This window comes from Streptomyces sp. A012304 (genome assembly GCF_026008495.1).
Classification (GTDB): Bacteria; Actinomycetota; Actinomycetes; order Streptomycetales; family Streptomycetaceae; genus Streptomyces.
The window spans coordinates 240,467-263,724 of record NZ_BQUN01000098.1; the positions used below are offsets into that span (position 1 = coordinate 240,467).

The 23,258-nt window shown below is 73.0% G+C and carries 22 protein-coding genes and 1 pseudogene; 8 read left to right on the forward strand and 15 right to left on the reverse strand.

Annotated elements, in window-relative coordinates:
- Window positions 1-53 precede the first annotated feature (53 nt).
- Together ALMP_RS24040 and ALMP_RS24045 are read right to left on the reverse strand one after the other, a co-directional pair.
- Window positions 54-485 (reverse strand): hypothetical protein, encoded by a 432-nt coding sequence (locus ALMP_RS24040; protein ID WP_264931572.1) that lies wholly within the window; start codon window positions 483-485, stop codon window positions 54-56.
- Window positions 486-676: 191 nt separating this feature from the next.
- Window positions 677-1,360, reverse strand: a pseudogene (locus ALMP_RS24045) (ATP-binding protein); the annotation flags it as partial.
- Window positions 1,361-1,591: 231 nt separating this feature from the next.
- On the opposite strand from ALMP_RS24045, the gene ALMP_RS24050 reads away from it, so the two are divergent.
- From ALMP_RS24050 to ALMP_RS24060, 3 genes are all read left to right on the forward strand, one after another.
- On the forward strand, window positions 1,592-2,452 hold the full coding sequence (locus tag ALMP_RS24050; RefSeq protein ID WP_264931574.1) for a helix-turn-helix transcriptional regulator: 861 nt from the start codon (window positions 1,592-1,594) through the stop codon (window positions 2,450-2,452).
- Window positions 2,453-2,707 (forward strand): DUF397 domain-containing protein, encoded by a 255-nt coding sequence (locus ALMP_RS24055; RefSeq protein ID WP_057580268.1) that lies wholly within the window; start codon window positions 2,453-2,455, stop codon window positions 2,705-2,707.
- Between the two features lie 77 nt (window positions 2,708-2,784).
- The gene (locus ALMP_RS24060) at window positions 2,785-3,597 is read left to right on the forward strand and encodes an SAM-dependent methyltransferase (protein WP_264931582.1); all 813 of its coding nucleotides are present in this window, start codon (window positions 2,785-2,787) and stop codon (window positions 3,595-3,597) included.
- Between the two features lie 58 nt (window positions 3,598-3,655).
- Here the strand turns inward: ALMP_RS24060 and ALMP_RS24065 are convergent, their stop codons facing one another.
- The 4 genes from ALMP_RS24065 to ALMP_RS24080 all read right to left on the reverse strand — a co-directional run bounded on the left by ALMP_RS24065 (window position 3,656) and on the right by ALMP_RS24080 (window position 9,725).
- Window positions 3,656-4,372 (reverse strand): dual specificity protein phosphatase family protein, encoded by a 717-nt coding sequence (locus ALMP_RS24065; RefSeq protein ID WP_264931584.1) that lies wholly within the window; start codon window positions 4,370-4,372, stop codon window positions 3,656-3,658.
- 139 nt (window positions 4,373-4,511) lie between these two features.
- Window positions 4,512-5,627: a hypothetical protein gene (locus tag ALMP_RS24070; RefSeq protein ID WP_264931586.1), complete on the reverse strand. Its 1,116-nt coding sequence runs from the start codon at window positions 5,625-5,627 to the stop codon at window positions 4,512-4,514.
- A complete protein-coding gene (locus tag ALMP_RS24075; protein ID WP_264931588.1) occupies window positions 5,624-7,747 on the reverse strand; it encodes a PEP/pyruvate-binding domain-containing protein in 2,124 nt (707 codons plus the stop codon). Before ALMP_RS24075 ends, ALMP_RS24070 begins: the two co-directional genes overlap by 4 nt.
- 487 nt (window positions 7,748-8,234) lie before the next feature.
- Window positions 8,235-9,725: a PLP-dependent aminotransferase family protein gene (locus tag ALMP_RS24080; RefSeq protein ID WP_264931589.1), complete on the reverse strand. Its 1,491-nt coding sequence runs from the start codon at window positions 9,723-9,725 to the stop codon at window positions 8,235-8,237.
- Window positions 9,726-9,772: 47 nt separating this feature from the next.
- Between ALMP_RS24080 and ALMP_RS24085 the strand changes: the two genes are divergently transcribed.
- A complete protein-coding gene (locus tag ALMP_RS24085) occupies window positions 9,773-10,321 on the forward strand; it encodes a carboxymuconolactone decarboxylase family protein (RefSeq protein WP_264931590.1) in 549 nt (182 codons plus the stop codon).
- 196 nt (window positions 10,322-10,517) lie between these two features.
- Here the strand turns inward: ALMP_RS24085 and ALMP_RS24090 are convergent, their stop codons facing one another.
- The 3 genes from ALMP_RS24090 to ALMP_RS24100 form a co-directional block, all read right to left on the reverse strand.
- Window positions 10,518-12,005, reverse strand: a complete 1,488-nt coding sequence (locus tag ALMP_RS24090; RefSeq protein WP_264931591.1) for a glutamate synthase subunit beta — start codon at window positions 12,003-12,005, stop codon at window positions 10,518-10,520.
- A gap of 156 nt (window positions 12,006-12,161) precedes the next feature.
- Window positions 12,162-12,641 carry a DUF1772 domain-containing protein gene (locus ALMP_RS24095; RefSeq protein ID WP_264931593.1) on the reverse strand — a complete coding sequence of 160 codons (480 nt, stop codon included), beginning with the start codon at window positions 12,639-12,641 and terminating at the stop codon, window positions 12,162-12,164.
- Window positions 12,642-12,796: 155 nt separating this feature from the next.
- Window positions 12,797-13,531 (reverse strand): DUF2293 domain-containing protein, encoded by a 735-nt coding sequence (locus tag ALMP_RS24100; protein ID WP_264931595.1) that lies wholly within the window; start codon window positions 13,529-13,531, stop codon window positions 12,797-12,799.
- Window positions 13,532-13,867: 336 nt separating this feature from the next.
- Between ALMP_RS24100 and ALMP_RS24105 the strand changes: the two genes are divergently transcribed.
- Both ALMP_RS24105 and ALMP_RS24110 read left to right on the forward strand, forming a co-directional pair.
- The gene (locus tag ALMP_RS24105; RefSeq protein ID WP_264931597.1) at window positions 13,868-14,509 is read left to right on the forward strand and encodes a uridine kinase; all 642 of its coding nucleotides are present in this window, start codon (window positions 13,868-13,870) and stop codon (window positions 14,507-14,509) included.
- A 196-nt stretch (window positions 14,510-14,705) separates the two neighbouring features.
- A complete protein-coding gene (locus ALMP_RS24110; protein WP_264931599.1) occupies window positions 14,706-15,170 on the forward strand; it encodes a CBS domain-containing protein in 465 nt (154 codons plus the stop codon).
- A 132-nt stretch (window positions 15,171-15,302) separates the two neighbouring features.
- Here the strand turns inward: ALMP_RS24110 and ALMP_RS24115 are convergent, their stop codons facing one another.
- A complete protein-coding gene (locus ALMP_RS24115; protein WP_264931600.1) occupies window positions 15,303-16,430 on the reverse strand; it encodes a magnesium and cobalt transport protein CorA in 1,128 nt (375 codons plus the stop codon).
- Between the two features lie 267 nt (window positions 16,431-16,697).
- Between ALMP_RS24115 and ALMP_RS24120 the strand changes: the two genes are divergently transcribed.
- Window positions 16,698-17,492, forward strand: coding sequence for a methyltransferase domain-containing protein (locus tag ALMP_RS24120; protein ID WP_264931601.1), 795 nt, complete (start codon window positions 16,698-16,700; stop codon window positions 17,490-17,492).
- A gap of 78 nt (window positions 17,493-17,570) precedes the next feature.
- On the opposite strand, the gene ALMP_RS24125 is transcribed toward ALMP_RS24120, so the two are convergent.
- Together ALMP_RS24125 and ALMP_RS24130 are read right to left on the reverse strand one after the other, a co-directional pair.
- Window positions 17,571-18,623 (reverse strand): carbohydrate kinase family protein, encoded by a 1,053-nt coding sequence (locus ALMP_RS24125; protein WP_264931602.1) that lies wholly within the window; start codon window positions 18,621-18,623, stop codon window positions 17,571-17,573.
- On the reverse strand, window positions 18,620-19,525 hold the full coding sequence (locus ALMP_RS24130; protein ID WP_264931954.1) for a pseudouridine-5'-phosphate glycosidase: 906 nt from the start codon (window positions 19,523-19,525) through the stop codon (window positions 18,620-18,622). Before ALMP_RS24130 ends, ALMP_RS24125 begins: the two co-directional genes overlap by 4 nt.
- Window positions 19,526-19,627: 102 nt before the next feature.
- Between ALMP_RS24130 and ALMP_RS24135 the strand changes: the two genes are divergently transcribed.
- Window positions 19,628-20,056 (forward strand): VOC family protein, encoded by a 429-nt coding sequence (locus tag ALMP_RS24135; RefSeq protein WP_264931603.1) that lies wholly within the window; start codon window positions 19,628-19,630, stop codon window positions 20,054-20,056.
- A 26-nt stretch (window positions 20,057-20,082) separates the two neighbouring features.
- Here the strand turns inward: ALMP_RS24135 and ALMP_RS24140 are convergent, their stop codons facing one another.
- The 3 genes from ALMP_RS24140 to ALMP_RS24150 all read right to left on the reverse strand — a co-directional run bounded on the left by ALMP_RS24140 (window position 20,083) and on the right by ALMP_RS24150 (window position 23,025).
- Window positions 20,083-21,366 carry an MFS transporter gene (locus ALMP_RS24140; RefSeq protein ID WP_264931605.1) on the reverse strand — a complete coding sequence of 428 codons (1,284 nt, stop codon included), beginning with the start codon at window positions 21,364-21,366 and terminating at the stop codon, window positions 20,083-20,085.
- 135 nt (window positions 21,367-21,501) lie between these two features.
- On the reverse strand, window positions 21,502-22,056 hold the full coding sequence (locus ALMP_RS24145) for a methylated-DNA--[protein]-cysteine S-methyltransferase (protein ID WP_264931607.1): 555 nt from the start codon (window positions 22,054-22,056) through the stop codon (window positions 21,502-21,504).
- A gap of 69 nt (window positions 22,057-22,125) precedes the next feature.
- Window positions 22,126-23,025 carry a glycerophosphodiester phosphodiesterase family protein gene (locus tag ALMP_RS24150; RefSeq protein WP_264931609.1) on the reverse strand — a complete coding sequence of 300 codons (900 nt, stop codon included), beginning with the start codon at window positions 23,023-23,025 and terminating at the stop codon, window positions 22,126-22,128.
- Window positions 23,026-23,258 lie beyond the last annotated feature (233 nt).

A 23,258-nucleotide genomic window follows, 5' to 3' on the forward strand; every position in this document is an offset into this window, starting at 1 on the left:
GTGCGTTCAGGGTGCGCTGTGGTGAGGGGCGGTCGGCGGGTACTGGTGACGCCTCACGCGCTGACCGGGCGGGTCCAGGTCGGCGGGGTCCCGGTGAGGCGGCACAGCGCCAGGTAGAGGGGGATCGGCGGGGTGTACGGAAGCGTGCCGTCCGGCCGGTGGATGAGTTCGGGGGCGTGCGGGAGGTCGGGGACGAGCGCGCCCGTGGCGTAGTGCGCGGGCGCGGGCCACTCCAGCGCGTAGTCCGAGTCGGCCGGCACCAGCCACCACCAGTGCGTCTCGTCGGCGTATATACAGCCCACGTGGGGCAGCCGGGGCATGATCAGCTGCCCGAGACACGCGGGTACGGCGACGGCGTCGCAGCCCAGCGGCGCGGTCATGTCGTCGGGCACGGCGAGTCGGCGCGGCGGACTGTCCGTGCCGCGCCGCAGACGCAGCAGTGTCTCGAGACTCAGTACCGTGCCCCGCCCGGGCACGGCGCTCACGCCGGACCTCGGCCCGGGTCCCGCCGGGGCGGGTGGACCGACAAGGGGGCGGGGAGGTGGTCGGAGGGGGAGCGGCCGCCGGTCTGCGCGCCGTGCTGTCGCTGCGGGACCACGCGGGAGAGCGGGGCGGTGGGCGCGGGGTGCGGCCGCCGTCCCGTGAGGTGCCCGGTCGAGCCGAGCCCCATGTGCTCCCGCTCGCCGGTCTCGTCCTCCTCGCCCGAGCCGCCGGCCGGCCCCGGCTTCGGACGGGCGCCCCAGCCGAGGTCGTCGCGAGGGGCGGCGGGGAGACCGGGAGGGCCGGGCAGGCCGGGGACGCACGGGATGTCGCGGACGTCGTACGACTCCGTGGGCGCGGTGTCGGGGTGGCGGGGCAGGTCGGCCCAGACCAGCAGACCGGGGCCGTGTTCCTGGGCACCCCAGGAACGGCACAGGGCGTCGACGAGGAACAACCCCCTCCCGTGTTCCTCCTCGGGACGCTGGGGGGACGGGTGCGGCTCACCGGGAGCGCAGCCCTCGTCGCGCACGGCTATGCGCACGAGGTCGTCGCCGTCGATCAGCTCGCAGACGACGACACCGCTCGCGGTGTGCACGATGGCGTTGGTGACCAGCTCGGATATGACCAGGGCGGCCGTGTCGCAGGTGTCCTCGCACACCGACCAGCCGGTCAGCCGGGCCCGAGCCAGGCGTCTCGCCTGGGCGGGAGAGCCCGGATGGGCGGCCAGTTCGAATCGGAACCGGCGCTCGGGAACGGTCTGGTCAAGACCGGTTCCCGCGGCGGCACCGAGACCCTGGGGGCGGCCTGCGGCGGCGTCTGTTCCTAAGCGTGCGGACGGAATCACGCTTGCCACTATCGCCCCGCCGTGAACACTTGGCAAGTGTCACTCTGAAAAATGCAGAGTGCTGTGTGACGTGGTGAAGGGCCGTGGCACACTGCTCGCAACAGCACATCGAGCGGCGCCAGTTGGGATCGCCGGAGATCCGTACCCATTCGTACGGATCTTCGAAGTGGATCTTCGAATGGCGCCGCAGGGCTGTCGGGATTCCTTTCGTGACCGGCCGGCCGGGCCAACCAGGCCCACCGGCAGGGCTCTTCGGGGAGGTGGAGCGTGAGCGAACCGCGGTCCGCGCCGACCGTCGGACAGGTCGTCCTCGGCCGGCGCCTGCTGGACCTGCGGGAACGCGCCGGGCTCAAGCGCGAGGAGGCCGCCCGTGTCCTCCGTGTCGCGCCCGCCACCGTCCGTCGTATGGAGATGGCCGAGGTCGCCCTCAAAATCCCCTACCTCCAGCTGCTGCTGAAGGCGTATGGGGTGAGCGACGAAGAGGCCGAGGGCTTCGTCCAGCTCGCCGAGGAGGCCAACAAGCCCGGCTGGTGGCAGCGCTTCCACGACGTCCTGCCCGGCTGGTTCTCCATGCACGTCAGCCTGGAGGGCGCCGCCTCCCTGATCCGCCAGTACGAGCCACACTTCGTCCCCGGCCTGCTCCAGACCGAGGACTACGCCCGCGGCGTCCTGAGGTCCGGTGCCATCGGCCAGACCCGGCCGGAGGACATCGAGCGCCTCGTCGCCCTGCGCATGCAACGCCAGGAACTGCTCATCCGGCAGGACGCGCCCCGGCTGTGGGTCGTGATGGACGAGACGGTGCTGCGCCGCCAGGTGGGCGGCCCGGAGGTGATGCGCGGCCAGATCGACAAACTTCTCGACGCCACGAAGCTGCCCAACGTGACGCTTCAGGTCGCCCCGTTCGCCAGCGGGCCGCACCCCGGCACGTACGGGCCCTTCGTGCTGTTCCGATTCGCCATGCCGGAGCTTCCGGACATGGTCTACAGCGAGTACCTGACCGGCGCCGTCTACCTCGACGCGCGCACCGAGGTGGCGAGCCATCTCGAGGTCATGGACCGCATGGCGGCGCAGGCCGCTACGGCACATCGCACGAAGGAGATCCTCCGGGATCTCCGCAAGGAGCTGTGAATGGATCGCATCAAGCCGCGCAAACGGGTCTACAACGGCATGCCCGCGCGGGACTTGGGCAGCGAAGGCTGGCACAAGCCGTGGAGCGGCGGCAACGGCGGGAACTGCCTGGAGGCGATGAAGCTCGCCGACGGCCGTATCGCCGTCCGTCAGTCCACCGACCCGGACGGTCCGGCCCTGATCTACACCACCGACGAGATGACCGCCTTCATCGAGGGCGCCAAGGCGGGGGAGGCGGACTTCCTGCTGTCGTGACCTGCTTGGCTTTCTGAGTTCGGCTTCTTTTGCATTGGTACTGACTTGATTACTCGTTGCATCTTACGGAGTGCCTCATGACCGGGCAGTTCCCGACCCCTCCCGTTGAGATCGACACCAGCAAGCCCCACCCCGCCCGGATGTACGACTGGTACCTCGGCGGCAAGGACAATTACCCCGTCGACGAGGCGATGGGCCGGCAGATGCTCGCCCTGGACCCGCGGGTTCCGGTGATGGCCCGGGTCAACCGCGCTTTCATGCACCGGGCGACCCGCTGGCTCGCCAAGAACGGCGTACGGCAGTTCCTGGACATCGGCACGGGCATCCCGACCGAGCCGAACCTGCACCAGGTCGCCCAGCGGATCGCGCCGGACGCGCGCGTGGTCTACTGCGACAACGACCCGATCGTGCTGGTCCACGCGGCCGCGTTGCTGCGCAGCACGCCCGAGGGCGTCACGGAGTACCTCCAGGCGGACGTCCGCGACCCGGCCACCATCGTGAAGGAGGCCAGGAAGGTCCTGGACTTCGACCGGCCGGTGGCCCTGTCGCTGATCGCGCTGCTGCACTTCGTCCCCGACGAGGACGGCGCGCACGAACTGGTCGACCGGCTGCTCGCCGAACTGCCCTCCGGAAGCCACCTGGTGATGACGCACGCCACCGCGGACTTCACCCCGCAGGAGTCCGCGGCGGCCACGGAGAAGCTCAAGGCGGCCGGCGTCACCCTGGCGCTTCGCTCCCGCGCGGAGTTCAGCCGGTTCTTCGACGGCCTCGACCTGGTCGAACCCGGCGTCGCGGTGGTGCCCGACTGGCACCCTGAACTCGGCGAGCCGGTGCCCGGTCAGGAAGACGGCGTCATCCCGGGGTACGGGGCGGTGGGCCGCAAGTCCTGACCGGGGCCGGTGTGAGAACGGGGGTCGGTGTCAGAACCGGGACCCGGCCGGTGTGGTGTCAGAACCGGGACCACATGCGCCGTGGGGCGTCCACCAGACGGCTCACGGCGACCACCGGAAGCGGCGGCTGCTCGGCCTCGGCGCGGTCGAGGTGCAGTCCGTAGTAGATCTGCTCGATCGACGGCGGCCCGACCGCGAGGTTGCGCCGGACGGCCGCCGACGACGACTCCTCCCCGGTCTGCACCAGGTACGCGGCCGCCATGGTGCCCGTACGGCCCACGCCCGCGCCGCAGTGCACGAACACCTTCCCGGGCGCCTGTGCGACGACGTCGAGGAGACGCTGCACCTGCTCGGGCTTCGGCGTCTGCCCGTCCCGGATGGGCAGACGTACGACGTCCAGCCCGGCCTTGTTCGGTCCGGCGAGCTGGTGCGCGGTCAGGTCCTCGGCACGCAGGTCGACCACGGTGGTGAAGCCCATGCTCGCCAACGATCCGTACCCGGCGGGGCTGGGGGCCGCGCCGCGCCACAGCCGCTTTTCGGCGTCCACGGGCTGGAAGTGATGGATGCCCTGCACGGTTCGGGTGCCCGGCGGTGCGGGGGTCTCCTCTCGGGCCCAGTAGGACACGGCCAGGATGCCGAGGGCTCCGGCGGCCCACAGGGCGAGGTAGCCGACGATCAGCCCGAGGAGGACTCGCAGCGCCAGCCGCGCGCGGAAGCGCCTGCGCAGGGACGGGGAGGGGGTGGGAGTGGGCGAGGGTGTGGCGAGAACAGCCATGAGCGACCCGATGGGGCTAGGGGACGGAGAGCGCGTTCGTGCATGCTAACCCGGGACACCCGTGGTGGTCTTGTCCGTGTACGTATGTATATGCGAACGATATGACCGAATAGGGCGTTTTTTAAGAGTTTTGCCCTGGTCAGTGGCCGTCCTGCGTCGCGTCGCCTATGCCGACGACTGTGAGGGCGGCGCGTTCCAGGGTCGCGTCCTCCAGGCAGCCGCGCAGCCGCATCCGGTCGTTCTCGGTGAGTGCGGGCCGGACGACCCCCGCGTACAGACCGTCCCCGAGGTCGCCGAGGGTCGCGTGGCGCAGCGGTACGGACGTGGAGTCCCGGCAGCGCTCCCAGACCTGCTGGGCGGCCAGGGACCGCCGCTCGGCCGTCATGTCCGCGCCCCGCATGTCGACCCGGACGATCACGGAGGTCGCCGCGTTCCCGTTCGCCCGCTCCTGCCGGGTCTGCGTCAGCTCGGCGAGACCGGCGACCAGCGCGGTGAGCAGGGCGGCCACCACGGCGACGGCGGCGACCAGGCGTGCGGCGCGGGCCGGGGAGGGGCGGGCGCCCAGCGGCGGCAGGTCGTCCAGGTCGTCGAGGCTGTAGGGGTTGGGGTTGTAGGGGTTCTTGAGGTCGCTCAGGTTGTTGAGGTCGTCGCGCGCCTCCGGGGCCTCTGGGTCCTGTCGGGCGGCTGGGGCCTTCGAGCCGTGCCGGAACCAGCGCGGTGTAAGCCGCTGTGGGGGTCGGTGGGTGCCCTGTGCGTGTCGGTCCGAGTGCGGTGCGTAGGGGTCGGTGAGTGAGGAGGCGTCGGGGGCGGCGAGGACGGCCAGTCGGCCCGCCAGCCGCCGCTCGGCCGGCCGGGCCGTGACTGAGGCGATCCGCTGGACGACCCAGGCCAGTGCGGACAGCAGCACTCCGGTGACCATGAGCACCGGCACGAACACATACGTGCGGTCCGCCGGGTCCCGCAGCCACCGGAACCGGACGTCCTCGCGCTCCGCCGCGGGCTGCCGGAGCCGGTCGAGCACGTCCGCCTGCCGAGCGTCGCTCTCCCGCTGCCGCCGGTCGGTGTCACGCAGCCGCTCCTCGATCCGGGTCAGCCGCCCGAGCATCACGACGCCGAACAGCATCACCTCGACGACCAGCAGCAGCACGCCGCAGAGCATGGCCCGCTGCCACTGCCACCGGTACAGGTAGACGATCAGATACGTGCCGGCCCCGGCGGCGGCCAGCGCTCCGAAGACGTACGCGACCCTTCTCATGCCGTGCCTCCGGGCCGGACCTCACCGGTGGTCCCGTCGACGGTCAGCCGCGAGCCGGGCGGGAAACGGTGCACGGCGTCCACGACGCCGACGACCGCGGGCAGCCCGAACTCCCGTGCCAGGACAGCGAGATGGGAGAGCGGGCTGCCGGTCTGCGCGACCAGGCCGAGGAGACCGGGCAGCAGCGGGGCGAACGCGGGATCCAGGGTGCGCACGACCAGCACAGGGTCCTGCGGCCGGGGTCCGGCCCCGTCCCAGACGGTCCCCATCGCCCGCCCACCCGACACGCCGCGTCCTCCCTCGCCGTCGTCGTCGCGGTGCTCGGCGACGACGACCCCGCCCGCCGTGAGACGGAAGGCGTCCGGCAGCGGGGCCGAGGCGGGCCGCGGCACGCGCGCGTGGAGATCGCCGGGCAGGGTCCCGCCGTCGAGGGCGGCGGCCAGTTCCCGCCAGCGCAGCAGCCCGACGCGCTCCCCGTCGAGCCCCCAGCGCTGGGCCGCCTCCCGCACCAGCCGCACCTGCAACTCCTGCACCCAGCGGATACGGAGGCGGAGGGCTTCACGGGGCGGGAGGACGGGGCTGCCCGTGACGGTCGGGGCCGGCTCGCCGTTCGAGCCGCGGTGCCGGACGCCGCCGTTCCGACGCGCCGTGGGAGGCGGGGGGAGCTGCGGACGGCCCAGCAGGGTGGGTGCGGTGAGGGCCAGGATCACGGGGTGTGTGGCGATCAGGTCCCCCTCGGGCACTCCTCTCGCCCGGGCCCGCTCCAGGGCCGTCAGCGCCGTACCGGCGGCCGTGCGGCTCGTCGCGCGGCTCTCCGGCGGCTCGTGCAGCAGGGCACCCGTGAGTGCCTCCTGGGCGTGCAGGGAGACCAGGACCCTGCGCGCCCAGCGCAGCTCCACGGCCAGGTCGGGGGCGGCCAGCAGGGCGGGCGCGGGCACCTCGGCCAGGTGGCGGTCGACGTCCGCGACGAGATCCGTCGCGAGGCCCGGCAGCGCCGGGCCCAGCCGCCCCACCCGCCAGGCCGCGGCGAGCCGGCGCGCTCCCGGCGCCGGGTTCAGCAGCGCGAGCCACGGGTGCCTCGGCGCGACCGCGCCGAGCAGCCGCAGGTCGGCTGCCGGGCGCCCGCCGGCCGTCGTGACCACCGGCACCGTCCGCAGCAGCCGGCGTGGCGCGGTGCCGCCGATGTCGAGCGCGGCGGCCAGTCCACGGGCCATCGGCGCCACCCACAGGTCCTCCTCCAGTGGCGCCAGCTGCTCCGGCAGCGTCTCCGCGACAGGACCGGGCCCGAGCAGGCGCGCCCCGCGCACCGGCCGTGCCGCCATCGCCGTGATCGGCCGGCTCTGGAACAGCCACAGCCGCCCGTCCTCGTCGAACCCGAACTCGATGTCCTGCGGCCCGCCGAAGACGGCCCGGGCTCGCCGCGCGAGCCGCGCCAGCCGGAACAGCTCCACGCGCGTGAGCAGCCGGTCGGCTCCCGCGGGCTCCGTCCGAAGCAGCCGCCCGTGCGCGCCGAGCCAGTGGTCGGTACCCGTCCGCTCCCCGCTGACCAGGGTGTCCGGCCCGCCGCGCACCGCGCTCACCAGTATCCGGTCGGGCCGCCCGGCCACGGGGTCGGCGCCGAACACCACCCCGCCGACCCGGGCCGTGAGCATCGGCTGGACCAGCACCGCCATCGGCGCCGTGGACCCGTCGGGCCGCCGCGCCGACTCCAGCACGGTCCGTACGGCCGTACGGAAGGCCGGCCAGCCGCGGACGTCGAGCACGGACGCGAACTGCCCGGCCAGCGACAACTCGTCCGTGTCCTCCTGCGGCGACGAGGACCGTACGACGAGCGGGCGGGTGCCGCCCTCGGAGAGCTTGTCCCAGGCGCGCCGCAGGGCGACCGTGTCGCCGCCCCCGTGGTGCGGGATCACGAAGCCGGGGAGGACAGGCAGCCCGGCCCGGGCCGCGCGAGCGAGGTGCGCGGCCTTGGACCCCGCCGACCGGGGGGACTCGGCGCCGGGCTGTTCCAGGGGGACGGCGGCCGGGACGCGGTCCCCGGCCAGGCCCAGGGTCACCTGGCCCCGCGCGCCTTCCCCGCCGTGGGCGTCTTCTTCGTGACGTTCGTCGAGCGTCGTCATCCAACACCCTCCAGGACCGGCCGCCAACAGGGGGGACGCGCGGGGGTGGCCCTGCGCCTGACGGCGGAACGAAGGATGGGGGCGGGCCGCTGCCGGTCCGTGACCCGGACGCGACGGCAGCACACCTCCTGTTCCGATGGTCCCACCGCAGTTCTCATCCATGTAGCCCCAAAGCGACTTTTCGGACATGCGTGGGAGGAATTACGGAGGTGGCCGTAGGGCGCTACGGGCGGTTCCTCCGGGGGGAGCGGTCCATGCCCTCGTTCTCGGGGAGGAGTGGCTGTGGCGGGGTCGCCTTCGGGGGGTGAGCGCGGGGGCGCGTCACGTCACGGCCGTGGTGGTGAGGGCGGGGTCCGGTGGTGGGTGGTGGCGGTCGGTCGTTCGGTGGTGGTGTCCGGTGGTCGGGGGGTGGCGGTCGGGTCGTCCGGTGGCTGGTGTCCGGTGGTGGGGTAGTGGCGGTCGGTCGTTCGGCGGTGGTGTCCGGTGGTCAGGTGGCGGGTCGGTCGTCCGGTGGCAGCACCCCGCACAGGGCCTCCAGGGCGGCCCCGAAGGCGTGCTCGGGCGGTGTCGCGTATCCCACGACCAGCCCGTCCCCGGCCGGCGTGTCCGTCCCCGGGTGCCGGAAGGCGGACAGGCCGTCCAGGGCGATGCCCCGCCAGGCGGCCGCCTTGACCGTGGAGCGCTCGGTGCCGGGCGGCAGCCGCAGCACCGCGTGCAAGCCGGCCGCGATCCCGGTGACCTCCACGTGCGGCGCGTGCTCGGCGAGCGCCGCGACCAGCCGGTCCCGGCGAGCGCGGTACCGCTGCCGCATGCGCCGCACATGACGGTCGTAGGACCCACTGGTGAGGAAGTCGGCCAGGGTCAACTGGTCCAGGACGCTCACCCAGGCCTCCCGCTCGCCCTTGGCGGCCAGCACACCGTCGACGTACCGCTCCGGCAGTACCATCCAGCCCAGCCGCAGTGCGGGGGTGAGGCTCTTGCTGACCGAGCCGATGTGGATCACCCGCTCCGGGTCGAGGCCCTGCACGGCGCCCACGGGCCTGCGGTCGTAGCGGAACTCGCCGTCGTAGTCGTCCTCCAGCACCACCGCGCCACGCGCGCGTGCCCAGTCGATCACGGCGGCTCGGCGCGTGGCGTGCAGCGGACCGCCGGTCGGGAACTGGTGCGCGGGCGTGAGCAGCACGGCCCGCTCGCGCTCCAGCAGGTCGACGCGCGCCCCGTCGCCGTCCAGGGGGAGCGGCACGGTCCGCACGCCCGCCGCCGTCAGCAGCTCACGGTGGAAGCCCAGCCCGTACGCCTCCACGGCCAGCGGACCGCGCAGCACCGCGCCCGTGCCGCCTTGGCCACCCTGGCCGCCGTGACCGCCCTGGCCGCCTCCACCGCCGTGACCGCCCGGGCCGAACAGCAGGCGCAGCGCGTGCGCGAAACCGGAGCAGACGACGACGCGGTCCGGGTCGGTGCGTACGCCACGCGCGCGTGCGAGGTATTCCGTCAGGGCCTCCCGCAGTTCCCGGCGACCGGCCGGATCACCGGGCCCGAACACCTCGTTGGGCGCCTGGTGCAGAGCCCTGCGGTAGGACGCCAGCCAGGCCGCGCGCGGGAACGCCGACGCGTCCGGGGTGCCCTGCCGCAGGTCGTGTCGCGGGCCACGCGCGCGTGCGGGCGTTTTCTTCGGCACGCGCGCGGTACCGCGCAGGGTGGCGCGGTCGGCCACCCGCGTCCCGGAACCCTGACGTGCTGTCAGCCAGCCCTCGGCGACCAGCTCCGCGTAGGCGTCCGCCACCGTGTTGCGGGCGACCCCGAGGTCGGCGGCGAGCGAACGGTACGGCGGCAGCCGGGTGCCCGCGGCCAGCCGCCCACTGCGTACCGCCTCCCGCAACGCCCGGATCAGAGCCGCCCGCCGGCCACCCGGCCCGGACAGCTCCAGATGCAGGTCGGCACCGATCCGCTCCGCGGAATTGACCCATGATTCCCCCATGGAAGTGCACCCTACCGAGGGTCTATCCACCTCGTAGCGTGAAGGGCATGACGACGAACACGATCGACACGACCACGGCCGACACGAACACTGCCGGTGAGTCCGTCCCGGACCCCTCCGCCGCGATCGCCGCCGCCGAGGCCACCCGTACCCGGCTGGACTTCGCCAAGTCCGCGCGCAAGGCCTTCCGTTCCCTCATCGGCTTCGACGCCGCCGCCCGGGAGGGCCTGGACCCGGCCCTCGTCGAGCTGATCCAGATCCGCGCCTCCCACCTCAACCACTGCGCCTACTGCCTCCACATGCACACCAACGACGCCCGCAAGGCCGGCGAGAGCGAGGACCGCCTGCACATGGTCGCCGTCTGGCGCGAGGCCCGGCACTTCTTCACCGAGCGGGAACAGGCCGCCCTCGCCCTCACGGAGGCCATCACGCTGGTGGCCGACGGGGGCGTCCCGGACGACGTCTACGCCGAGGCTGCGGCCCGCTTCGACGACGAGGAACTCGCCCAGGTGATCGCCGTGATCTGCACGATCAACACCTGGAACCGGGTGGCCCTGGCGACCGGGAAGGTGGCGGGGACGGACGAGCGCCGCTGAGTCGGCCCGGGCTGCCGAGCCGGGAGGGACGGTGCCGGCCACGCCGGGCCGGGAGGGACGGCGCCGGCTGCGCCGAGCCAGGAGGGGCCGCGCCGGGCTGCGCAGGGCCCACGGGGCGGGCCGGGGCGGCTCCGGGCCGGCGTCGGGATACGCCGAGCCAGGCCCGGAGGGCGACGGCGGCGCGAGGTTCCCCTCCTCACACGCCCATGGGCCGGTCGTACGGCGAGATCGGTGCCGGCAGTCGCGAACTCCCCGTCAGACGACGGTCGACGGCCGCCGCCACCGCCCGGCCCTCCGCGATCGCCCACACGATCAGCGACTGCCCGCGCGCGGCGTCCCCCGCGGCGAACACGCCGGGCACGTTCGTCGCGAAGTCCGCGTCCCGCGCGATCATGCCGCGTTCGTCCAGCGCGAGCCCCAGCTGCTCGACGAGCCCGTCCTCCCGGTCGGGCCCGGAGAAGCCGAGGGCGAGCAGCACCAGGTCGGCGGGGAGGGCCCGCCCGGTGCCCTCCACCGGCCGCCGCCGCGCGTCGACCTCGACGAGGTGCAGCGAGCTGACATGGCCGTTCTCGTCGCCGGTGAAGCGGAGCGTGGACGCGGCGAACAGCCGGGCGTCGGCGTCCGCCGCCGGTGCGGTCTCCAGGTCGCGCGCCTCCTCGTGCGCGGCCGACAGCCGGTAGATCTTCGGGTACGTCGGCCAGGGGTCGGTGTCCTCGTCGCGCTCCGCGCCCGGCTGGGCGTAGATGTCCAGCTGGGTCACGGACGCGGCGCCCTCGCGCACCGCCGTGCCCAGGCAGTCCGCTCCGGTGTCACCACCGCCGACGATCACGACATGCTTGCCGGCGGCGGACATCGGCGAGGTCTCCAGATCGCCCTCGCACACCCGGTTGGCCAGCGGCAGGTACTCCATCGCCTGGTGGATGCCGGTCAATTCCCGCCCGGGAACATGCAGTTCCCGCCATGCGGTCGCACCGGTCGCGATCACCACGGCGTCGTAGCGCGCCCGCAGATCGGCGGCCATGACGTCCCGCCCGACGTGGGTCGACGTACGGAACTTGGTCCCCTCGGCGCGCATCTGCTCGATCCGCCGCTCCAGATGGTGCTTCTCCATCTTGAACTCGGGGATGCCGTACCGCATCAGTCCGCCGATCCGGTCGTCCTTCTCGTAGACGGCGACCGTGTGCCCGGCCCGGGTCAGCTGCTGCGCGGCGGCCAGCCCGGTGGGTCCGGAGCCGATCACCGCGACCGTCCGCCCGGACAGCCGGTCCGGCGGCCGCGGCGGCGTGAACCCCTCCTCCCAGGCCCGGTCGGCGATGGCGGCTTCTACGTTCTTGATGGTGACGGCGGGCTGGTTGATGGCGAGCACACACCCCGCCTCGCACGGCGCCGGGCACAACCGGCCCGTGAACTCGGGGAAGTTGTTGGTCGCGTGCAGCCGGTCGCTCGCCGTCCGCCAGTCCTCCCGCGACACCAGGTCGTTCCACTCCGGGATCAGGTTGCCGAGCGGGCAGGCGTCATGGCAGAAGGGGATGCCGCAGTCCATGCAACGGTCGGCCTGTTTGCTGATGATGGGGAGCAGCGCTCCGGGGACGTACACCTCGTCCCAGTCCCGCACCCGCTCCTCGACCGGTCGGCGGGGCCAGTCCTGGCGCGGCGTGGTCATGAATCCCTTGGGATCGGCCATGGGCGTCTTCCTTGCGTACGCGTGTGACAGGCCGAGCGTCATCGGGCGGCACTCTTGCGGCCACGATACGTCCCCCGTGGGATGGACGCAGAGTGGGAGGACAGCGCTTTCCGGGGAGAGATCCGGGCGCAGGCCTCGGCCGTGGTGCCGGGCCGCTCACAGGAGGGCCAGCAGGTACACGACCGCGCCGGCAGCCGAGGTGACCGTGCGCACGTGGTTCCACGTCGTCCACTCACGCACGTACGTCGGCCAGTACCTGGCGGCCTCCGTGGTGCCCGCCTCCAGCTTCATCAGCGTGTCGTTGCGCGGCACGTTCGCCACCACGGTCACCCCGAACGCCCCGGCCAGGTACAGCGCGCTGCCCAGCAGCAGCTGGACCGTTCCGTCGTCCGGCCACAGCACGAACGTCACCACGGCGATCATCGCGCACACCGTCGTCGTCCCGAAGAAAAGGATCATGAACGCCGGTGTCATCGCCGCGTTGTTGATCGCGTTCATCGCGGCGACGCCCTGGGCGGGCGGCAGCGCGGCGAGTCCGCGCATGACCAGCACCGAGAAGGCGCAGAACACGCCCGCCATCAGGCCCGTCGCGACGGCGCCCAGCACCACGAGCACCAGGTACGGCCCTTCGATCATGTCTGACTCAACTCCCACCCGTCACGCGCGGATCCCGTCCACCGAGGTCCGTCCGTCTCCACACATGAAAACCCGTGCCACGATCACCGACCATGTCCGGGGCGCGCGGGGGCATGCGGAATCGTCCAGCGGAGGGCTGAAGGGATCACCGGGACTCACGCTACCTCCGCAGCGGACCCGGCCTCCGGGCCGCTCGCCGAGGGGGCGTCCTCCTCCCGCCACCTCCGCATCAGCCCCTCCACCGCCGTCGCGATCCGCCTCCGCGCCTCGTGCCGCGGCACCCCGCTCATCAGCAGACGGTCGTACGGAGTGTTCAGATGCCGCACGGACGCCGCGACCGCGGAGACGACCGCCCCCTGCGACAAAGCCCGCCCGGCGGCACTGCGCCCCACCCGCCCACTGCCCCGCACCGAGGCGTGCGCGGCGATGTCCTGGGCCCGGTCCGCCGGGCAGCCGGGGAACAGACGGAGGATCTCCGCCGCGAAGGCCTGCGTGAACCGCAGATCCTCCGCCGCCCGCCGCCGCGCGTCCCGGGCCCGGCGCCGCCGCCTCGCCTCGGCGTCCGCCAGACAGCGCGTCTCGGCCCGGGCCAGCGCCGCCTCCTCGACGAGGACGCCCTGCCGCTCGTAGCGCCCTTTGCGCCGGTTGAACCGGACCACCACCACCGACAGCGTGCTCTCCTCCCGCGACCGGCGCGTCAACGCGGTGTCGCCGCGCGGCAGGAACACCAGGTGCCCCAGGTCGGCGCAGTCGAGACAGCGCGGAGCGCCGTTCTCCAGCACGAGCATCGGCAGCGGCCCACGGCGACACCCGGCACAGTGCTTTCGTCGGTGCGGCTGGAAGACGAGAAGCCCGGTACGGGACGGCGACGGAGTCACGGGGGCGGCCATACGGGCTTCATTCCCCTCACCGCACCCGACGCACGCGGACGAGCCACCGGGCCGGACGGCAGGTGGGCGAGTCATCGGGGCCGGGCGGAACCTGAACGAACCACCCACCGGGCCCGGCGGCACGTTGGGCGAGGCATCGCGCCGCGCGGAAGGCGGTGAGGCGTCGGGCCGGACGGTATGCGCGTGAGGCATCGGGCCGGGCGGCACGCGCGTGAGCACGGGGATGGTCATCCGCCGCCGGTCGGCGAGCGGCGGGGCGTCGGTGTCCAGCACGGCGCACCACAGGTCGGGCATGTCACGGCTCGTCGGCTCCGGCCGCCCGGCACCTGGCGCATCATGGGCCGTGTGCGACTCGAAGCGATCACCTGGGAACGGCTCGGAGACCTCCTCGCCGAGCGGCTCCTCGACCTGACGCCGGACGACGGCAGCCTCTGGCCGCGCGTCGCCTTCGACGGCGCCCCGGCGGCCCGCCCCGGCGATCTCGCCGAACGCGTCGCCGAGGCGCTGCGCATACGCGGCCGTCCCTCCCGCGTCGTCGACGCACACGGCTTTCTGCGCCCCGCCTCGCTCCGCCTGGAGTACGGCCGCCACGACGTGGAGGCCTACTACAGCGGCTGGTTCGACACCAGCGCCCTGTGGCGCGAGGTGTTCGGCCCGCTCGACCCCGGCGGCGACGGCCGGATCCTGCCCGATCTCTGGGACCCCGTCACCGACCGCGCCACCCGCAGTCCCTACGTCCAACTCCCGCCCGGCGGCTTCCTCTTGCTGCACGGCCCCCTCCTGCTGCGGCACTGGTTCCCCTTCGACCTGACCGTCCACCTCCTGCTCTCCCCACCCGCCCTGCGCCGCCGCACCCCCGAGGCCGACCACTGGACCCTGCCCGCCTTCGATCGCTACGCGCGCGAAACGGACCCCGCGCAGACGGCCGACGTCCTCATCCGCGCGGACGACCCACGCCGGCCGGCATGGAGCGGCTGAGCCCGCTCAGCCGGCGGGGTCCGGTCGGTCCCGGTGCGCAGCGGCTGTTCCCGGCCGGTCCGGTCCGTGCGGTCCGCGAAGGTGCGGGTCCCGGGCGGCCCCGAGAGAATGAAGGACGCCGGAACACGAGACCGCAGGGCGCCGGGACAGGGGCGCATTCCGCGTCGCGCCGGCCGTCCGGCACCGGGAGGACACCATGACCACTGCCGGAGAGATCATGCACCGGGGCGCCCAGTGGATACCCGCCCACGAGACCCTCGACCGAGCCGCACAGCTGATGCGCGAGCTCAACGTCGGAGCCCTGCCCATCAGCGACAAGAACGAGCGGCTCTGCGGCATCCTCACCGACCGGGACATCGTCGTGGGCTGTGTGGCCATGGGCCAAGACCCCTCCAAGGTCACCGCCGGTGAGATGGCCCAGGGCACCCCGCGCTGGATCGACGCCGGTGCCGACGTCAGCGACGTGATCCACGAGATGCAGGAGCACCAGATCCGCCGACTGCCCGTGATCGAGAACAAGCGCCTGGTGGGCATGATCAGCGAGGCCGACCTCGCCCAGCACCTCACCGAGGGCCAGATCGCCTCCTGGGCCGAGAGCGTCTACGCCAGGACCGGCAGCACGGGCGGAGCCGGCACCCACTCCGAAACAGGCCGGCACTGACACCACCGGCACGACCGACACCCGACACGACAACACCGCTGGACCGACACCCCTGACACGGCGGACGCCGCAGGCACCGACACCGCACGGTCCGACACCGGCCGCTCGGCGTCGGCGTCGGCGGACGGCCGTTCAGAGCCAGCCGTTGCGTCGGAAGCCCCGGTACAGCAGCAGGCAGGCGACGGATATCACGCCGAGGACCAGCGGGTAGCCGAATCTCCAGTGCAGCTCCGGCATGTGATCGAAGTTCATGCCGTACATCCCGCACACCATCGTCGGGACGGCGATCATCGCGGCCCAGGCCGTGATCTTCCGCATGTCCTCGTTCTGCGCGACGGTGACCTGGGCGAGATGCGCCTGAAGGATCGAGTTGAGCAGTTCGTCGAACGCGGCTATCTGCTCAGTGGCACGCGTCAGATGGTCGGAGACGTCCCGGAAGTACGCCTGTATCTCCGCGTCGACCACCCGCGCCGGCCGGTCCGCGAGCTCCCGCAGCGGACGGCCGAGCGGCACCACCGCCCGCTTCAGCTCCAGCAGTTCACGCTTGAGCTGGTAGATGCGCCCCGGGTCGGCCCGCGCGCCGCTCTCCGCGAAGACGTCCGTCTCGACCTGCTCGATGTCCGCCTGCACCGCGTCGATGACGTTGAGGTAGTCGTCGACCACATGGTCCGCGATCGCGTGCAGCACCGCCGACGGGCCCTTGGCGAGCTGTTCGCGGTCGGACTCCAGCTCCTCGCGCAACGGGCCCAGTGAGCCATGCCGTCCGTGCCGCACCGAGATGACGAAGTCCTGGCCGACGAACACCATGATCTCGCCGGTGTTGACCACCTCGCTCGTCGCCGTGAGCTGCTCGTGCTCGACGTAGCAGACCGTCTTGAACACCGCGAACAGCGTCTCGCCGTACCGCTCCACCTTCGGCCGCTGATGGGCCTCGACCGCGTCCTCGACCGCCAGCGGGTGCAGGTCGAACAGCTCAGCGACGCCCGCGAACTCGTCGTTCGTCGGCTCGTGGAGCCCCAGCCAGACGAAGCCGTGACCGCTCTTGCGCACCCGCTCCACCGTGTCGACCAGGTCGCCGCCGACCGGCGCCCGCGCGCCGTCCTGGTACGTCACGCAGTTCACCACCGAGGAGCCCAGCGGGGATCGCGCCGGATGGCTCAGATCGACCCGCGTACGCCGACGCGCCAGCCGTGCCACCCTGCGCAGTCCACCGACCCTGCCCAGGCCGGTGACCTTCCGCAGATTCCCCGCCATGGTCATCTGCATCTCCTCGCGTGGATCCCCTCGTGGCGCGTTCCCACGCCCTGGCGGGCCAGTCTGCCAGGCTCGCGTATGCGGCGGGTAAGCCTGTGGAAACGGAATGTTCCGCTTTGTTCCCGCCTGTGGACGGCCTGACTTGGGTCTGCCCACGCCGCGGATTCCCATCCCTGCCGCCTCCCTTCATCCTCCCCGTCGGCCGCCTCCGGGCAGGGCATCCCGGCCGCGTCGACCACCCCCGACAACCCGGGCAACTGGGATCATCACCACATGACGCGAACCGACCGGTACCTCCTGGACAACCGACGGACCGAGGCGGGGGAGCGCTTCGACGCCTTCGCCGCCCTCTTCGACCCCACGACGTTCCGGCACCTCGAGAGATTCGGCATCGGACCCGGCTGGCGCTGCTGGGAGGTCGGTGCGGGCGGCACGTCCGTGGTGTCCTGGCTGGCGAAGAAGGTGGGCCCGACCGGGAAGGTCGTCGCCACCGACATCGACACCTCCCGGCTGGCCCCGGCCGGCCGCCCGCCGGTCGAGGTCCGCGTCCACGACGTCGGCGCCGAGGAGCCGCCGGGGGAGCACTTCGATGTGGTGCACGCCCGGCTCGTCCTTGTCCACGTGCCGGAACGGGAGAAGGCACTGCGGTCGATGATCAGGGCACTGCGTCCCGGTGGACGCCTCCTGATCGAGGACGCGGACCCCGCCCTGCAACCCCTGGTCTGCCCCGACGAGCACGGGCCCGAGCAGCAGCTCGCCAACCGGCTCCGGCACGGCTTCCGCACCCTCCTGAAGGAACGGGGCGCCGACCTCTCCTACGGCCGCAGACTGCCCCGCCTGCTCCGCGAGGCCGGGCTGCACCATGTCGAGGCCGACGCGTACTTCCCGCTCGCCTCCCCCGCCTGTGCCGCCCTGGAATCCGCGACGGTGCGCCAGATCCGCGACGACCTCGTCGCCGCCGACCTCGCGACCGACGAGGACATCGACCAACACCTGGCCAACGTCGCCTCCGGCAGCATGGACCTGGCCACCGCACCGATGATCTCGGCGTGGGGACGCAAGGCGTAGAGGGACGGGGAGGCGTGTGCGGGCAGGGGCGCGCGAGGCGAGGCAGCAGGGCTACGGCCCTCCCACCACCACGTCGACTCAGCCCGGAAGCACCGTGCCCGCGCTGTTCTCGTCGTGCGCGGGCGGTCTGCCGTTCACAGGTTCCACCGTGCTGTTCGCGTCGTGCGCGGGCGGTCTGCCGTTCACAGGTTCCACCGCGCTGTTCGCGTCGTCCGCCGGTGGTCTGGCGCCCACCCGTTCCACCGCCCGCGCGCCCGCCGCGCACCGCTCGGCCGCCGCGTCCTTCGGCCCGTGGCCCGCGAGGAGGGCGGCGAGGAACGCGCCGGTGAAGGCGTCCCCGGCGCCCGTCGTGTCCCGTGGCGTGGCCGGGACCGCCGGCACCCGGGCGAGCACCGCCCCCTCCCGGGCCACCAGCGCACCGTCCGCCCCCTCCTTGGCCACCACCAGCGGAACATGGCGGCTGAGTTCCACCGCCGCCTCCGCTGCGTCACGCGATCCGGTCAGCAGACACGCCTCGTCACGACTGGGCAGCAGCACCTCCACGCCCCGCACGAGCCCGAGGAAACGGTCGACACCCAGCTCCGCCAGAAAACCCGCCGACGCCGGGTCGAGGCTCACCGGCACGCCACGCGCGCGTGCCGCCGCCAGCGCCGTCCGCACCAGCGCCCGCCCCGACGCGGAGAACAGCAGGTAGCCCGAGAGATGCAGCCGGCCGACACCGTCGAGCAGGGCGTCCGACCAGTCGTCGGAAGTGAGCCGCAGCGACGCCCCACTGTCGGTGAGGAACGTCCGCTCGGCCGCCGCGCCCCCGTCCACCAGGCAGATCACCGTACCGGTGGACACCTCCGGATCGACGACCAGCCGGGGCCGGACCCCGCAGCCGACCAGCTCCCGTTCGTGCCAGGCCACCGAGTCCGCGCCCACGCGACCGAGCAGCCGTACGTCCGCACACCCCCAGCGCGCCGCCCAGCACGCCACATTGGCGCCCGCCCCGCCCGGCAGGGTCCGGATCACAGCCGCCGTGTCTGTCCCCGAGGCCAGCGGCCCCCGATGCCGGGCGACGACGTCCGTCACGACATCCCCGACGACCAGCAGGCCCGCCCCCGCGGCCGGCCCCGCCGCCTTGCTCACGCCCCCGCCCACGCCGCGGCGATCCGCGCCGCCAGCCGTACGTTGCCGCGCACCGCCGCCAGATTGGCGCTCAGCGACGCGCCGTCGGTGTGCCGGACCAGGTAGTCGAGCAGGAACGGCGTCACGGCCTGGCCGGTGACCCCCTCTGCCTCGCACGCGTGCAACGCGTCGGCGAGCACACGCGCGTGCAGCGCGGGATCCAACTGCTTTTCCTCGGGCACCGGATTGGCGACGATCAGCGCCGACTCCGGCAGCCCCAACCCGTCCTGAGCCCGCATCACGTCCGCCACCTGCCCAGGGTTCTCGAGCGTCCAGTCGACCGGATGCCCCGAGTCGGACAGATAGAAGCCGGGGAAGCGTTCGGTGCCGTACCCGGCCACGGCGACCCCCAGCGTCTCCAGCCGCTGAAGAGTCGCCGGTACGTCCAGGATCGACTTCACCCCCGCGCACACCACGGTGATCCGCGTGCGCGCCAGCAGCCCCAGATCGGCCGACTCGTCCTGTGTCACCGTCCACTCCCGGTGCACTCCGCCGAGCCCGCCCGTGGCGAACACCCGCACCCCCGCCAGCGCCGCCAGCAGCGCGGTCGCCGACACCGTGGTCGCCCCGCTCGCGCCCGCGGCCACCGCCAACGGCAGGTCGCGGTGGCCCAGCTTGCGGATCCCGTCCTCGTTGGCGACCCGCTCCAGCTGCTCCTTGTCCAGCCCGACATGCGGCCGCCCGTCCAGGACGGCGATCGTCGCCGGTACGGCGCCCTCCGCCCGTACGACCGCCTCCAGTTCCAGTGCCACCTGGAGGTTGCGCGGGCGCGGCAGCCCATGGGCGATGATCGTGGACTCCAGGGCCACCACGGGACGACGCGCGTCGACCGCCTCCCGCACCTCTTCCGACACCACCAGCACCACGGGCCCGCCTCCTGTCCGTCGGTCTCCCCTCATCTCTGGCGGGCGGCGCGCCCGGCCAAACCCTTGCGGCCTGTGGGGGACGACACCAGCCTGGAACACATGACGGACAACACGACATATCTCGACCACGTCGTCCTGTGGGTGCGCGACCCGCTTGCCGCAGCCGACTTCTACGAGAGGGCCGTCGGCCTGGAACCCCTCAGGCTGAAGGAGTTCGCCGCGGGCGAGGAGCCGTTCCCCTCCGTACGTGTCGACGACAAGACGCTCCTCGACCTCATGCCGCTGTCCTTGGCCGAACACATGACGATGCTCCCCGGGTCCGCGGACATCGCGGGACACCCCGTGAACCACGTCTGCCTGGCCCTGCCCCACGCCCCCTTCGACGCGCTCGCCGCCCGCCTCGCCGAACTCGGCGTCCCCATGTCGGACGTCGCCCACGGCTCCTTCGGCGCCCGAGGCAAGGCGACCCGCAGCTTCTACTTCCGCGACCCGGACGGCAACGTCATCGAGGCACGGCACTACGACTGAGCCCGCCCGGACGGAGGCGGGCAGCCTCAGTCGCCGGAGGGGTCCTCCACGGGTCTGCCCCGGGTGAACAGCGTCAGCCCGGCCAGCGGGACGAGCAGGACCGCCGCCGCGAGGTTCAGCCACGCGTAGCCCGCCTGGGCGACGACGAGACCCGCGACCGCCCCGCCGATCCCCGCCGCCGCGTTCATGGTGAGGTCGGACAGCCCTTGGGCGGCGGCCCGCGCGGGCCGTGGTACCGCGTCCGTGAGCAGCGCGGAGCCGGACACCAGCCCGGCCGACCAGCCCAGGCCGAGCACGAACAGCCCCACCATGGTCTGCCCGTGACGGTCACCCGCCGTCCCGGCCAGCAACAGCGCGGTGGCCAGCAGCCCCGCCGCGAGCGCCGTCACCGACAGCCGTCCCACCCGGTCCGCCAGGCGACCCATCAGCGGCGCGAACGCGTACATGCCCGCGATGTGTACGCTGACGACCAGACCGATCAGATCGATTCCGGCGCCGTGATGGGAAAGATCGACGGGGGTCATCGACATGACCGACACCATCGCCGTGTGCGACACGGCCACCGTCACCAGCGCGAGCCGCGCGCGGGGCGAGGCGAGGACCGCGGCGAGCCCGGCGCGCAGGGAACGGGCCTCGGGGGACCGCTCGTCCTCCGGCGCGAGCGCACGAGCCGTCAGCAGCGGATCAGGGCGCAGCAGCACGCCCACGGCCACCGCCGTGATCAGGAAGATCGCCGCCGCCCACAGGAAGGGGCCCGCCGCCTCGGGGATCCCGAACCCGGAGACGCTGCGGCCGGCGGGCGCGGCGATGTTCGGCCCCAGGACCGCGCCCAGCGTGGTCGCCCACACGACATGCGAGATGGCCCGGGCCCGTCGCTGCGGCTCGGCCAGGTCGGCCGCCGCGAACCGGGCCTGGAGGTTCGCCGACGAGGCCGCGCCGAACGCGGCCATGCCGCACAGCAGCAGCGCGAAGTTCCCCATCCGCGCGGCCACCACGACGACACCGGCGCCCAGGGCACCCACGAGATAGGCCAGCACCAGCCCCGGACGGCGCCCGCACGCGGTCATCAGCGCGGCCATCGGCATCGACAGCACGGCCGTCCCGGCGACGGTGGCCGTGGGCGCCAGCCCCGACAGCGCCTCGGTCCCGCTGACCTGCTGGGCCAGTACGGTGGCCAGCGCGAGGCCGGTCGTGACGCCCAGTCCGCCGAGGACCTGGCTCCCGACCAGCACCGCCGTCGTACGGCGCCGCAGAGCGGCCAGGTCGGCACCGGCCGGCGGCGGGCCGGCGGCCCGCTCGACGGCGGTCACGGCGTACGACCGTCCCGGGCACCATGCCCGCGCCGAGACGGTCCTGTGTGGATGAGATCGGTGGTCACCGGCACGGTCTCCCCCCTGCTGCCTCTCCCTGCGCGCTCTCTCCCGCCCGGACCTGGGACCGGCGGCTCAGAACAGCGGCTCGGGCAGGACTCCCTCCAGAGCCAGTAGCTTCCGCTTGGTCTCCAGGCCGCCGCCGAATCCGCCGATCCCGCCGTCGCTCTCCACGACCCGGTGGCAGGGCACCACGACCGGCAGGGGATTGGCCCCCATCGCCACACCCACCGCCTGCGCGGCCCCCGGCTGACCCACCCGCTTGGCCAGGTCGCCGTAGCCGACGACCGCCCCGTACGGCACGCCGGAGGCGAGCTCCCGCAGCACCTGCCGGTTGAAGCCGGAGATCAGCGACCAGTCCAGCGACAGCTCGAAGTCCCGGCGCTCACCCGAGAAGTACGCCTCGACCTGCCGTATCGCCTCGGCCAGCAGCGGGGAGCCGGGCGCCTCGACCGGCTCGGTGCCCAGCCGCTCCGCGAGACGCGCGAGCGCCTTGTCGCGCACCCCCTCGGTGGCGTGGAACACGACGTTGACCAGACCCTCGCGGGTCGCGGCCAGCAGCAGCGGACCGATGTCGCTGCCGACGACCGCCCACACGACCTGCTGCCCGTACTGCCCATGGCTGTCCATGCGCCCACCGTACGGCCTGCCACTGACAACGCCCCCGACCGGCGGACGCGCCCCCGGCCGGCCATGACGTCAGAGCCCGTGCAGCGCCCGCCGCACCAGGTCCGGCTTGTCGGTGATGATGCCGTCGACGCCGTACCCGGCGACGGTCCGGGCGGTGGCCGCGTGATTGACGGTCCAGACGAACACCTCCAGCGGCCTGCCGTGCGGCCCCGTGACCGCGTGCACGGCGGAGACGTACTCCCTGGACAGCGAGGCGTGCGAGGGATTGATCAGATCGGCGAAGCGCGCGTACCCGGGCAGGTCCGTCACGGTCGGCCGGCCCAGCAGGCCGGTCGTCACCGCCGGCTGAAGATCGTGGACGGCGCGCAGACTGTCGGCGCTGAAACTCTGCACGATCAGCCGGCCGCCGACATGGCTCCGGTCGAGCCAGCCCTCGTCGCTCAGCACCTTCAGGATCTGCTGTTCGATCCCGGGATACAGCTGCGGGTTCTTGATCTCCAACAGCAGCTTCTGGCCATGGTGCTCCACACGCCGCACGTACTCCTTCAGCGTCGGCACGCGCGCGCCCGCGTACGCGGAACCGAACCAGCTCCCCGCGTCGAGCCGTGCGATCTCGGCCGCGGTGAAGTCCTTCACCTTCCACGGGGCCCGCCCCGGGAAGACCTCCTCGACGTCGGTCGTCCGCTGGAGGCTGTCGTCGTGGATCACCACCAGCTCACCGTCCCTGGTGCGCTGGACGTCGTTCTCCACCCAGGTGACGCCCAGAGCGGCCGCGGCGTCGACGGCGGCCAGCGTGTTCTCCGGCGCCCGCGCGGAAGCACCCCGATGGGCGATCACCGAGGGCTGCCCCTCCACCACTCCCGCCCGCGCCTCACCGACCACGCCCGCCCGCGCGTCGTCGACGGGCAGCAGCAGGGCGACGGCGCTCAGGAGCGCGGTGACCGTGGCGGCGACTGCACGCGCGTACATGGGTACTCCTCCGCGTCGAGCGATCACATACGGCTCCACTGTGACAGCGGACGGTCAACGGCGAGGGAGTGCAGGATGACCACAGAATGAAAAGAGGCGACCGAACCCGCTCACCTCGGCCGCACATCTGAGGCAAGGACGTGTTTCTTTGCCGGAAAATCGTTCGACCATTCAGGCGGGAGTCATACTTTCTGCGTCAACCCTGACCGCTCGCGCGGTCCTGGGAAGGGGCG